The organism is Ignavibacteriales bacterium (assembly GCA_016709155.1).
Taxonomy (GTDB): Bacteria; Bacteroidota; Ignavibacteria; order Ignavibacteriales; family Ignavibacteriaceae; genus JADJEI01.
Genome location: JADJEI010000013.1, coordinates 686,076 through 698,964 on the forward strand (window position 1 = coordinate 686,076; position 12,889 = coordinate 698,964).

A 12,889-nucleotide genomic window follows, 5' to 3' on the forward strand; every position below is an offset into this window, starting at 1 on the left:
TAATTGATTGTTGTTTATAAAATTTTGGAGCAGATAAAAAAATCCGCCGTTAAAAAATATTTATTTAGAAATTTGAAATAGATTAATCAGAACGTCACTCAACTTGGCAGTAAAAATATATTCAAGAAATATATGGAGCAAATAATTTTAGGATAAAAATCAAAAAATTTTTTAGCGGGTTTGTTTCATTTTAGTAACGATCAAGTTTGAATTTTTCACCGAGGTATAATTTTCTAACTTCCTCATCATTGGCAAGAGTCTCCGAATCACCCTGTTTGAAGATAATACCATTGATTAAAATATATCCGTTATCAACTATACTCAAAGTCTCGTGTACGTTGTGATCTGTGATCAATACGCCGATACCTCTGTTCTTCAGGTTCGCCACAATTACCATAATATCTTCGACCGCTATCGGATCAACACCGGCAAAGGGTTCGTCAAGTAAAATAAAACTTGGATCGGTGGCAAGTGCACGTGCAATTTCTGTGCGTCTTCTTTCGCCACCGCTAAGCTGGAAGCCCTTGCTTTTTCGTAATGATGAAATTGACAGCTCATCGAGAAGTTTATCACACTTGGTAAGTCGTTCTTTTTTAGTAAGCTTAGTCATCTCAAGTACGGCGAGCAGGTTATCTTCAACGCTTAATCTGCGGAAGATGGATGCCTCCTGAGGCAGATAACCAATACCCATTCGAGCACGTTTGTACATCGGTACTTTAGTTATTTCTTTATCATCGAGAAAAACTTTTCCTTTATCCGGTTTTATCATTCCCGTGATCATGTAAAAGGTAGTGGTTTTACCTGCACCGTTTGGTCCAAGCAAACCAACTATCTCCCCCTTGGAAACTTTAATGCTTGCTTTGTTTACTACAATACGCTTCTTGTAAATTTTAACAAGGTTATCACTTCTTAATGTTACGGAATTAGCAGTCATTCGTTATTCCAATCAAACTTTTTTCTATTGTGAAAGTATTTAAGTAAAGAATTTTTTGTCGGTCTGTCTTGAATAAACTTATAGCCGGGCAGAGTGAAAGTACGCTCATTATTTTCAACTTGGTTTTCAGGATAATATTCGCTTACAGGTGAACCATATAATCTAACTTCATCAACTTTACTGTTTAAAAATATAATTGCCGCCGATTCTGAAGATGACTTAGTAAGTCCATTCGGTTCATTTTCATCATAAAGGTAGTAAATGCTTTTTGAATCGCTGTAAAATTCAGAACGACTAATTTTATTTTCCTTAAAATAAATTTTAATTTTATCCGAAGCTTCCTGATCAAAACGAAGTGGAAAATTTTTGTTTTGCGAAAGTAAGAAAGAATTTTTATCAATGTCTAAATTCTTAATTCTGCTGCCGTCAAGATAAATAGTAATTGAATCACCTGTCAACTGAGAGTTATCGTACCACAAAACGGGCTGAATAGAATTGGTCATTTTTGTGATTATTTTATTTTCAGTGCGAAACAATATGGTCGAATTATTTTTTGAGGCAAAAGAACCTTTTAAAATTTCAACAGAATCAGTTGCGATAAAATAATTTAATGTATCTCTAAAAGATTCCATTACTCTACTTCGAATCAATAACGAGTCAAGTGTAAATATAGTTACAGTATCAATTTGTTCCGGAGCAAAAGTTGTATCAATTAAATTAATAAAAACAGTATCAACTTGAATAAGAAAAGGATTGACATCAATTTTTGTGTAATATTTTTGAGTATAATCTTCGAGGTGATCGCCAAAAATCATTGAGTTATTCTTTTTATTTTTGATTGCGACATTGTTAAATGCAAAAGTGATCTTTTGATTTCTATAGTGCTCAAGGCTGTCGGCAAAAATAATATTTTCATCATCTGTGATCTTCACGTCTTGTTCGGCAATTGCTTTTTCCTCCATCCTGAAATAAGTAAGCTTATTTGAAGTGAGCACTGAAACGCTGTCATAAAGTTTCACATTTTTTTCAAATACTGCTTTGTGCAGGTCAAAAAAATATTCACCGCTCACAGCAGTAAGTTCCACTTCTCTGTCATTTAATTTTAGTCCGACATGGCTTTCACATTTTCGGAGATTGCCGTAGTAAAATCCTTGTTGAGTATAAATTGTTAAATCTTCTTGCCGGGCAACCACATTCCCGATAAGTTCAGCGTCATTGCGCGCAAGATATTGAGTGGCTTTGTCGCAAGTGATTACAACATTGCCCTGTGTTAAAGTAACATTCCCGAATACTTCCCGAATACTTTCTCCATTTATATTTTTCCCGACAAGGCTGTCGCCGATAACCGTGATAGGTATATTCTGTTCTTGCGAAAAAATAATTCCTGAAAGAAAAACAAACAGAAATAAATTGAATACAAAAATAGTTTTCATTACAGCGAATCCCGGCGGGTGATATAAGTGACATTATAAATCACATAATTTTTCAACTGCTGATCAGATTCAAAACCATAACCTTCAATCACTTCAGCGGGGGAGGTGATGACCACATATTTATCAGAAACAATTTTTTTATCTTTATTTCGCCACATCATTTCCTGCGTTCTGATAACTACGCCGCTGTCATTTGCAGCAACTACACTATCAATTGCAAAAAGATTATTCGTGTTGTCGTCAACCCTGCCTTTTTTTGATGTTAGAGTTGTGGTTTGATTTTCAAACTTATCATAAAAATAAACTGTGACATTACTATCGAGCAAAGTTTCTTTTGATTGTTCAAAAACTCTGATCTGTCCGGCAATTAAAACAGCTTTAATTTTTCCTGAATCGCTGAAAGTTATTTTTGAGTTCCAACTTTCCTGCGAAGGCATTTCTTCGGTTTTAATTCCTGATATTATTTTGGGTTTCACCTGTTCTGAATTGCATGATGTGATTATCAAAACTATAATTAAAGTGAAAAAATATTTCATCGGGAACTTAGTCCGAGATTAATAAGATCGTGCAAATGAACAATACCAATCGGTTTGCGGCTGTCATCAACAATTATAAGTGTCGTGATTTTATAATTTTCCATTTGTTGAAGTGCAAACGAAGCAAGATACTCCTGCCTCATAACTTTTGGATTTTTGGTTAATATGTCGGAGGCTTTTAAATTTTTTATCTCCAGAGTTCGCTCGAGTAATCTTCGTAAATCGCCATCAGTGATTATTCCTTTTAATATTCCCAGCTCATCAATTACACAGGTCGTTCCGAGCCGTTTAGATGTAATTTCAAGTATCACATCTTTGATTGAGGCATCAACTGAAACGGCGGGGATTTTTTCTCCCGTAAACATTATCTCTTTTATCTGAAGTGATAATCTTTTGCCAAGACTTCCGCCGGGGTGAAGAAATGCAAAATCTTCGGGAGTAAAATTTCTTAACTGAAGAAGCACTACAGAAAGAGCATCACCCATTACAAGAGTCGCTGTTGTTGATGAAGTCGGTGCGAGGTGGTGGGGGCAAGCCTCCTCATTCACGCGGACATTCAGTACAACATCGCTTTCCTGCGCAAGCGGACTGTCCGGGTCACCTGTCATCGTGATAAGTTTTACTCCAATACGTTTTAACATCGGAAGTAATTTTGCTAATTCATCTGTCATTCCGCTTTTCGAAATGAGGATAACTACATCCTCCATTCGAACCATGCCTAAATCACCATGAAGCGCATCGGTTGGGTGAAGAAAAATAGAAGCAGTTCCGGTCGAGTTAAGTGTGGCAACAATTTTTCTGGCTATCAATCCTGATTTGCCCATACCTGTCAGCACCACCCGCCCTTTGCATTTTAAAATTACTTCGATTGCTTTTACAAAATCCCCGTTAATGCTGTTCGAAAGATTTGTTACGGCTTCAGACTCGATTCGAATTACTTTTTTGCCTTTTTCTATAATTTCTTCGCTGGTCAAATTATTTTCTCCTAAAGAAAAAATGTTTTTTATTTATTTGCTTTTCGGGAAGATAAAAATCTTCAATCTTCAAATTCAAATTTAATCTTTTCATATACTTATTATAAGAAATAAATGCCAAGCCGAGTTCTTCTTTTGAATATGAATTTAGCTCAGCGAAGAATCTTGCAGGCTTAAGAGCAATTCCCGGCTCGCGGATTTTTTTTATCGCCATCAGCTCATTATAAAAATTTGTAAGTGGAATCAAATGATTCACTCTGCTCGAAAAATCATGCAGCCAAATTTTTTTAGTTGAAGTTGATACTGCTAACAGATAACAATCTTGCTTCAAAATAAATTCATTTACTTCGGAATTATCTTCAGGATTTTTATCTCCCGGGTTCCAAACAGAATAACTCCATCGTTTTCTCTCGATCAATTTTTGAATTAAAGAGATTTCTGGTGTGAACGACAAATCAATTTCAATTTGATTATATGCTTCTTCGTGAATGGTTATATCTAATGAAGCTTCTTCAAATTCAATTCTACCAAAAGCAAAAACAGGGGAGGAGGGTGTTGATAAATCAGTTGTGTCCTGATTCGATCCGAGGACTAAATTTGATCCGCCGAATCTTCCTTCCCCAATTACAGAGTACGAGTTTATTTTTTCGCGGTATAATTTGTAACCGGGTTTTGTTTCCGGCAGTACGCTGAAAAGATAATCTATTTCTTTTACGGTAATCGGGCGTGGAAATTCAGTACAGTTTTTCACTTAAATAATAAATTGATGAATCAATATCGCTTGATGATTTTATCAATTGCCAGAACTTCAATTAAAAGATTTTTTAATTCATTTAAAGGAAGCTGACTTGCGGCATCACTCAATGCTTCTTTGGGGTTGGGGTGAACTTCAAGGAACAGTGCATCTATTCCAACAGCAGCGGCAGCGCGTGCTAACGGTTTGATAAATTTAGGCTGCCCCCCGCTTGTGTTTTCTTTGCTTGGAAGTTGAACCGAATGAGTAGCATCCATTACTACCGGATAGCCGAGTTCACGCATGATTACAAGTGAACGCATGTCCACAACAAGATTATGATAGCCGAATGTTGTTCCTCTTTCCGTAAGCATAATTTTATCATTACCGGTTGATGCCACTTTTTGAGCGGCGTGTTTCATATCCTCCGGTGCGAGGAACTGTCCTTTTTTTATATTGACTATTTTTCCCGACTCACCTGCCGCAATCAGCAAGTCAGTTTGACGGCAGAGGAAAGCAGGTATCTGTAATACATCAACTGACGAAGCAGCGAGTTTTATTTCTTCAACTGTGTGAACATCTGTTAGCACAGGAATCTTCAATTCACTTCGAACATCGCTTAAAATTTGCAGAGCTTCTTTGTCGCCAATCCCTGTAAACGAGCCGAGACTTGTGCGGTTAGCTTTTTTGTAACTCGATTTAAAGATGAAAGGAATATTTAATTCATTAGTAATTTTTTTTATTGCAAGTGCAGTTTCAAAAATAAGTTTACGGTTTTCGATAACGCATGGTCCGGCAATTAGTACTAAGGGAGCGCCGTCACCGATTGAAATATCATTTAATTTAATCATCTGTTAAAATTGATTTATGGTTTATTGATGTGCAAATATAAATAAATGATTCGTTTGTTTGAACCGGCTGGATGCTAATACAAAAAGAATGATTTCCCTTTTAATGTGAAAGTAAAACCCAACGTGAGTATGAAAAAGGATAGCACGGGCAAAACTTGATTCGATCAATCCTGAAGCCAGAAAATACCGCGCAATATTTTTTGATAATGAACCGGATAACCTGATCGGCTTATGGAGTGATGAGATCACTATAATCATTCCTTGATAATTAATTGATTGAATCATTAAAGAAAAGGCAGCCGGGTACGACTGCCTTTTCTCAATTGATCGTCTTTTAACATTCTCCCTCTCCGTTCCCTCAGAGGTAGGTTAGGACGATTTATTCCAAATTATCCAGCGCCTGTTTAATTCTTACGTGTTGATTTTCCGGAGACATTTCAAACGCTTTGTTGTAATATTTAACTGCATTTTCTTTGTCACCTTTCGTCGCATACCCTTCTGCAAGGCTATCCCAGGCATTCCACGAATCAGGAAATCTTTCGGCGTTTGTTTTGAATATCTTAATTGCCTCATCAACTTTTCCAGCCTGAAGAAACTGATAACCAACCGTGTTGATGTCTGCTTCAGTTCCACTGCCAAGTGCTTTTGATTTTAATCCTTCAGCTTCGGAATTTTTGCCGAGCGCTTCGAGCAGCAATGCTTTTGTAATTTGATTTTGTGTGTTCGGAACAATTGAAATTGATCGGTCTGCCCAGGTTAATCCCTCCTCCATGTTCACTTTATTTTGCAGACAGTAATTTGCTGCCTGATTCCACGGCTGCCAAAAAAATCCGGCAAGATTATCAAACTCTTTTCTGAAACTATCAAACACAACTTTGTGAACATCAACCGTAATATTAAAACTTGCTTTCATATCAGCCCATCGCAACGTGACTATGGTCGAATTAGCTTCAACATTATCAAAAGTGTATTGAAGCCATTCCTGCTGATCAGCTTTTTGAGGCGTGATCGTTATGCGCAGTGCATCTTCCTTCTGATCATAATTAAAACTCCCCATGACCAATAATTTTTTACTGAAGATGAGAGTCCAGTCTTTATCAGTAGGGATAATATGAAAACCATATTTGCCAGCCGGAAGATTCTTTCCATTTATTTGAACATCACTTGAAAATGAAATTACGGTATTTTCATTTGCACCGGCGCGCCAAACTTCGCCGTAGGGAACTAAACCACCAAAAACCATTCTACCTTTTACACCGGGGCGATTGTACGTAATTGAAATTTCACTTAACCCAATTTGCTGAGAAACAGTTGCACGCTGACTTGCATCAGGAATCTTTAGCTGCGGTTGAGCAAAAATAATTTCGCCCGAAGAAAAAACTAACAGTGCGAACAACAGCACAAAAGTTTTAGACAAGTTTTTCATAGCATTCCTCTTTTATATTGTTAAAAAATTTTTAAGAAAAGTATGAGATAATATATTCGAATTATTCCTGCTTTCTATAAGCGGAAAAATAAACTGATGAATGAAATTTGAGATACGGTGGATAAGTTGTATGCTAATTATTTATCAGACTCGGGAACTCATCCCCAACCCCTTCTCTTAACAAGAGAAGGGGCTTTACAATATGCTTTCCGGCTGAGCCATTCCTTTGGAAAAAGTCCCTCTCTTTTTTGGCTTAGTCATCACTCTAAATAGGCGACCTTCAAGGTATCTGATTTACTCAACTGTATTCAAAATCAATTTTAGTTCTTCATCAGTAACAAAAAGCAATCCTATCGGAACAAGTCTTGGCGTTAGTAAAAGATAATTTTTATTCATCCTGAAAACTTCTTTGAAAAGGGGGAGTGACTCATCAAGCCTTTTGTTGTTGACCAACGTAACAGCGTGCCAATATTTCATCTCTTCATTTTCAGGAAATATTTTTCGGCGGCAGAATATTCATCCATTGCTTTTATATATGTCACCTTTTCTACTGCAAGATCGCCATTGTTCATGTGTTCGTAAGCGCGGTGAACCATCAATAATCTGCGTAATTCTTTTAATCGGCTGATCACTATCATCAACGCGGAGATCAATAAGTTTATCTTCCCAAACTTTTCCTGTTGATTCACCTCTGAATACAAGCAGTGCGGCAGATTGCATCCTCGTATGTCACCCCCACAGATTGTGCTGCCTCCAAAGCGGCAAGCATTCTTTCTGCAAGCGGGCCGCTGCTGTTTTCAAATGCGTCTGACATCGCGCCCCAAACTTTATCATTCAACATCAGGTTTGCCTGAACAGAATAATTATTCCCCACAATGTGTCCTGCGGCAGGGATGCAGTTTTTTCCTGTGTAAGCGGCAACATTTCCCTTTGCTATCGAGAATAGCAAGTTGTCTAACGTCGCGTCCTTCGTCTGAAGTTATAAGTGCGTCCAAAACCTGTTGTGCTGTCACTCCTCTTTTCAACAATCCCAATCCGCGCGGACCGAAAGAAACATTTACAAATGATTGAGTTGCAAATCACTCCAACCCCGGCTTCACCCCAGCTTACAACAGTGCCAACGGAAAACCAATGCGACTGCACTGCCCCCATTTCTCCTGTTACCGTATCTTGTGCAACAATTGAAAATGTATGTGCAAGCGGGTCATCAGAGAAAAATAAATTCTGCTGACTAAATGTAGTGAATTGATAGAGAAGTATGAATAGTACAAAGAATAATAATTTTTTCATCGTGCTCCGGAACAATTAAAATTGAATATGTATATAAATTATGATCGTAAAATTATGATAAATAACAATCGGTTAGAGCTGCTTTTAACACTGCTGTTCAAAATAATTTTAATATCAGTAAAATAAATTAAAATTGAATTGTATTGAGAAGGATTTTTATATAACTAAAAACAATCCCTATTACCCTTAAGGCAAGTTGATTCAACAGAAGAGCAAACCGTTAAAACGGTTCGCAGTTAAGTCTATTTTAAGTTCTCAACGGGATTAATCCCGTTGAGAATGTAAATCAAATAATGATTAACCGTTTCAATGGTTTCATATTTCAATTAGTAAACCAGGGTATTCAGAATTAGGCAAAAACATTCAATATTTTTACAAAAAAAATATTTTGGACAGATGTGGCTTTTAATATTACAGGTTATCAATCCCCATCAAAATAAAGCTTATATTAGCATATTCAATAATTAAGGAAAATAATGATATCGTTCGAAGAGATCGGAATAGAAGAAAATATTCTGCGCGCAATAAAAGAGCTTGGATTCGAAGAACCAATGCCTATTCAGGAAAAAGTAATTCCACATTTAATGCAGGAAGATTGCAGCGATTTAATAGCACTTGCTCAAACAGGTACAGGTAAAACTGCTGCTTTTGGTTTGCCCCTAATTCAAAAAACAAAAACGCATTCAAAAAAAATTCAACATTTAATTTTATGCCCCACCCGTGAGCTTTGCCTGCAGATAGCCGATGACTTATCCAGCTTTGCTAAATATAAAAGTGATGTTAAAATCGTTCCGGTATTTGGCGGGGCAAGTATCGAAAGACAAATACAAAAAATCAGGAGCGGAGTTCATATTGTTTCGGCAACCCCGGGCAGATTGATTGATCTGATTGATAGAAATATTATTGATCTTTCTAAAATCAAAACAGTAGTTCTTGATGAAGCCGATGAAATGCTGAATATGGGCTTCCGTGACGACCTCGAAACTATTCTTGCTTCAACCCCAAAAGAAAAAAATACATTTCTCTTTTCTGCAACTATGCCGAATGAAATTAAAGCGATTGCTAATAAGTATATGAACGATCCTGTTGAAATTACGGTTGGTAAACGAAACGCGGGGGCAGAAAATATTGAACATGTTTGTTACGTCGTTCAATCAAAGGATAGATATCCAACATTAAAAAGAGTTGTTGACTTTCATCCGGATATTTATGGAATTGTTTTTTGCAGAACGAGACGCGAAACACAGGAGGTGGCAGATTCTTTATTAAAAGACGGCTATAACGCCGACGCACTTCACGGCGATCTTTCGCAGCAGCAGCGTGATTTCGTGATGAATAAATTCCGAATAAAAATTTACAGCTTCTCGTTGCAACTGATGTTGCGGCTCGCGGACTTGATGTTGATAACCTCACTCATATTATTAATTACAATATTCCCGAAGAGTTGGAACTTTACACCCATCGAAGCGGCAGAACAGGACGTGCCGGCAGAAAAGGAACTTCAGTAGCGATTATCACTCCGAGAGAGAAAGGCAAGATTCACCAAATTGAAAAGCAGCTCAATAAGAAATTTACATTTGCCTCCATCCCGAAAGGAAAAGTAATTTGCGAAAGGCAGTTACTCCATCTGATTGACAAAATGGAAAAAGTTGAAGTTGATTCATCGCAGATTGATCCTCTGCTGCCGGATATTTTGAGAAAACTTGAGTGGCTCGAAAAGGATGAACTGATAAAAAAATTCGTCTCTGTAGAATTCAACAGGTTTGTTGATTACTACAAAAATTTACCCGACATAAATTCCCCTGAAGAAGGAAGGGGAAGCAAGAGTTACGGCACTTCAAGTGGACTTTCGAGGTTCTTCATCAATCTTGGTAAGACTGATGAACTGGGACCGAAAACTTTGATGGATTTAATCTCGGACTTAACAGGTAAAAACAATATTGAAATCGGAGATATCGAAATACTTCGCAATTTTTCTTTCTTCGAAGCCGATAGTAATTATTCCGATCTGTTAGTTAATTCGATTAATGGTAAACTCTTTAAGAAACGTAAAATCAATATTGAAGTAGCTCAGCCAAAATCGAAAGAAAGACGGGAAAGAAGCCGTGACAACAGACCATTTCGCGATCGAAACAAGTTTAAAAGTGATTTTAAATCAAAAGATAAATTTTCCCGGTCAAGTTCTTTCCGCAAGAAAAGGTAGATCAATTTTTACATTATGAATTGTTAGAAACTAGTTTTATTTTTAAGTCAAGTATTCATTCGTTATGAATCTAACAATAGGTTTTGCCATTCTCATCTGTTCACTTATCGGGAACCGCACAGTCTATTCAAATTATTTGTAATTATCAGATCAGGAATTAGATGGAAATAATAATCCGTAATCAGGAAAATATTAATCATGAAACTTCAGCCAAATCTGAAGTTTTACTCTCCCTCGAAACAAAAGTAAAAGACTGGATTCAATCTCACCTTTCAAAGCGAAAGCTTTGGCTCTCCAGCGATTTTCTTCCCTCAGATGAAAAGATGAGCGATGATCAGCAAAAGAATCTCGACGCATTGCGGGATAGAGCAAGGGGGTTGATGATGCTGTGCGGTTGCACTTGCAGTAAATCTGTTAACCGAAGAAGGTTTGCCGCACTTTCATTCGTTGATAAATAAACATCTCGGCGATGATACTTTCTGGAACAAATGGACAAATATGTGGACTGCTGAAGAAGACCGCCACGGAAACGTCATACGGGATTATGTACGCGACAGCCGTGTTTTTAATTTCCGGAAGTTGAAATGATGCAGTATCATTACCAGGAATCAGGCTTTAATCCCGATTGGCAAAGATCCTTACAAAGTATTTGTTTACACCCTTCAGGAAAGAGCGACTCAAATTTCTCACAAAACACCGGAAAATTAGCAGGTGAAAATGAACCATTGTTAAATGGAATACTTAGCAGCATTGCCGCTGATGAAGCAAAACATTTGCATTTTATAGAAATGTATTTAAAGAAATATTAAGTATTGATCCAAACAGAGCATTGCAATCTGCAGTGGCGATTATGCCGGCGATAGATATGCCTGGAATAGCAATGCCCAATTTCCGCGATATGGCAGATGTTATTAGACGCGTTGGTATTTATGGTCCGTTGGATTATAAATCAATTGTTGAAGATGCAATTAAATTTTGGAATATTGAATTGATAACCGGGCTGAATGATTTGGCAGCCAAAGCACAGGAAAAAATATTAGCTATTCCCGAAAGGCTAAAAAAAATTGCCGAATACCTCGAACAAAAAACCACGAGCAAAACTTTTTCATTCGAATTTATATACAACAGGATTTTAACTTTTGAAGTTTGAATTAGTCGCAAAAGATTTTAATGAATTAGTCTAAAATTATGTGATAAAAAAAGAGGCTGCCTTGTGAAGACAGCCGTCTAATTTCTAAAAATATTCTCAGTAAGTTTTATTTTCTCAGTACAGCGGTTACTTTTTCTGCTGCATCTTTCAAACTGCCGGCAACTTTAAAATTTAGTCCTGACTCTTTCAGCAGTACACCGGCTTCTTTCGCATTTGTACCTTCAAGTCTCACAACTATCGGGACGTGGACATTCATCTGCTGAGCCGCATCAATTACGCCTTGTGCTACGCGGTCGCATCTTACAATTCCGCCGAAAATATTTATCAGTATTGCTTTTACGTTTGGATCGGAAAGAATTATCTTAAATCCGTTAGCCACTGTTTCTTTGTTTGCACCACCCCCGACATCAAGAAAGTTTGCCGGCTCGCCGCCCGCAAGTTTTATAATATCCATCGTCGCCATCGCAAGCCCTGCGCCGTTTACCATACAGCCGACATTGCCGTCAAGTTTAATGTAGTTTAGATTATATTTCGAAGCTTCAATTTCGAGCGGAGCTTCTTCATCAAGATCCCTGTAAGCAACAATCTCAGGGTGGCGGTAAAGTGCGTTATCGTCAAAATTCATTTTGGCATCGAGTGCAATAATGCGATCATCATTTGTGATGACAAGCGGGTTTATTTCGAGCATAGAAGCATCAGTTTGTTCGTAAGCGGTGTAAAGTTTTTTTATGAAAGGAATGAAATCCTTGAAAGCATTTCCTGAAAGTCCAAGAGCGAATGCGAGTTTTCTTGCCTGATAATTTTGAATACCAACAGCAGGATCAATCCACTCCTTAATAATTTTTTCGGGAGTTTCAGCAGCAACTTTTTCTATTTCAACACCACCCTCTGTGGAAACCATTATTACATTCATCGAAACAGCACGGTCAAGTAAAATTCCGAGATAAAGTTCTTTTTTATAATCGAGACCTTCCGCAAGAAAAATTGTTTTAACCTGCTTGCCTTCTTCTCCTGTTTGATGCGTTACAAGAATATTCCCGAGAATCTTTTCAACATAATCCTTTGCTTTCACTGCATCAGTGGTAAACTTCACCCCGCCTTCGAGCATGAGATTGCTGCGATTGTCTGCGGAATAGATTTTCCCTTTACCACGTCCGCCTGCATGTATTTGTGACTTAACTACATATTGATTTATACCTCTCGATTGAAGCTGATGAAGTGATTCATCAAACTCCGAAACACTTTTAATAGCAATACCATCCTGAACAGGAACACCAAATTTTTTCAGTACTTCTTTCGCCTGAAATTCATGTATTTTCATTTATTATCCTCAAATTATTTTATTAAACTTTTAATTAT

At 37.3% G+C, this 12,889-nt stretch carries 8 protein-coding genes and 3 pseudogenes; 2 read left to right on the forward strand and 9 right to left on the reverse strand.

Annotated features, from left to right (window positions below):
* Window positions 1–190: 190 nt before the first annotated feature.
* From lptB to IPH11_16550, 8 genes and pseudogenes are all read right to left on the reverse strand, one after another.
* A complete protein-coding gene (gene lptB / locus IPH11_16515; GenBank protein ID MBK6915183.1) occupies window positions 191–934 on the reverse strand; it encodes an LPS export ABC transporter ATP-binding protein in 744 nt (247 codons plus the stop codon).
* Window positions 931–2,367 carry a hypothetical protein gene (locus tag IPH11_16520; GenBank protein ID MBK6915184.1) on the reverse strand — a complete coding sequence of 479 codons (1,437 nt, stop codon included), beginning with the start codon at window positions 2,365–2,367 and terminating at the stop codon, window positions 931–933. Before IPH11_16520 ends, lptB begins: the two co-directional genes overlap by 4 nt.
* Window positions 2,367–2,903, reverse strand: coding sequence for an LPS export ABC transporter periplasmic protein LptC (lptC, locus tag IPH11_16525; protein ID MBK6915185.1), 537 nt, complete (start codon window positions 2,901–2,903; stop codon window positions 2,367–2,369). Before lptC ends, IPH11_16520 begins: the two co-directional genes overlap by 1 nt.
* The gene (locus tag IPH11_16530; protein MBK6915186.1) at window positions 2,900–3,877 is read right to left on the reverse strand and encodes a KpsF/GutQ family sugar-phosphate isomerase; all 978 of its coding nucleotides are present in this window, start codon (window positions 3,875–3,877) and stop codon (window positions 2,900–2,902) included. The genes lptC and IPH11_16530 overlap by 4 nt, the downstream gene beginning before the upstream one ends.
* 1 nt (window position 3,878) lies before the next feature.
* Window positions 3,879–4,628, reverse strand: coding sequence for a hypothetical protein (locus IPH11_16535; protein MBK6915187.1), 750 nt, complete (start codon window positions 4,626–4,628; stop codon window positions 3,879–3,881).
* 20 nt (window positions 4,629–4,648) lie between these two features.
* Entirely contained in the window at window positions 4,649–5,461 is an 813-nt protein-coding gene (gene kdsA, locus IPH11_16540; protein ID MBK6915188.1) for a 3-deoxy-8-phosphooctulonate synthase, read from the reverse strand.
* Window positions 5,462–5,840: 379 nt separating this feature from the next.
* Window positions 5,841–6,887 carry a DUF2911 domain-containing protein gene (locus tag IPH11_16545; protein MBK6915189.1) on the reverse strand — a complete coding sequence of 349 codons (1,047 nt, stop codon included), beginning with the start codon at window positions 6,885–6,887 and terminating at the stop codon, window positions 5,841–5,843.
* Window positions 6,888–7,181: 294 nt separating this feature from the next.
* Window positions 7,182–8,177 (reverse strand): annotated as a pseudogene (locus tag IPH11_16550) (DUF1028 domain-containing protein).
* Window positions 8,178–8,653: 476 nt separating this feature from the next.
* Here IPH11_16550 and IPH11_16555 point away from each other — a divergent pair.
* Both IPH11_16555 and IPH11_16560 read left to right on the forward strand, forming a co-directional pair.
* Window positions 8,654–10,380, forward strand: a pseudogene (locus IPH11_16555) (DEAD/DEAH box helicase).
* A gap of 161 nt (window positions 10,381–10,541) precedes the next feature.
* Window positions 10,542–11,530: pseudogene (locus IPH11_16560) on the forward strand (acyl-ACP desaturase).
* A 106-nt stretch (window positions 11,531–11,636) separates the two neighbouring features.
* Here IPH11_16560 and sucC read toward each other — a convergent pair.
* Window positions 11,637–12,851: an ADP-forming succinate--CoA ligase subunit beta gene (gene sucC, locus IPH11_16565; GenBank protein ID MBK6915190.1), complete on the reverse strand. Its 1,215-nt coding sequence runs from the start codon at window positions 12,849–12,851 to the stop codon at window positions 11,637–11,639.
* Window positions 12,852–12,889: the final 38 nt, after the last annotated feature.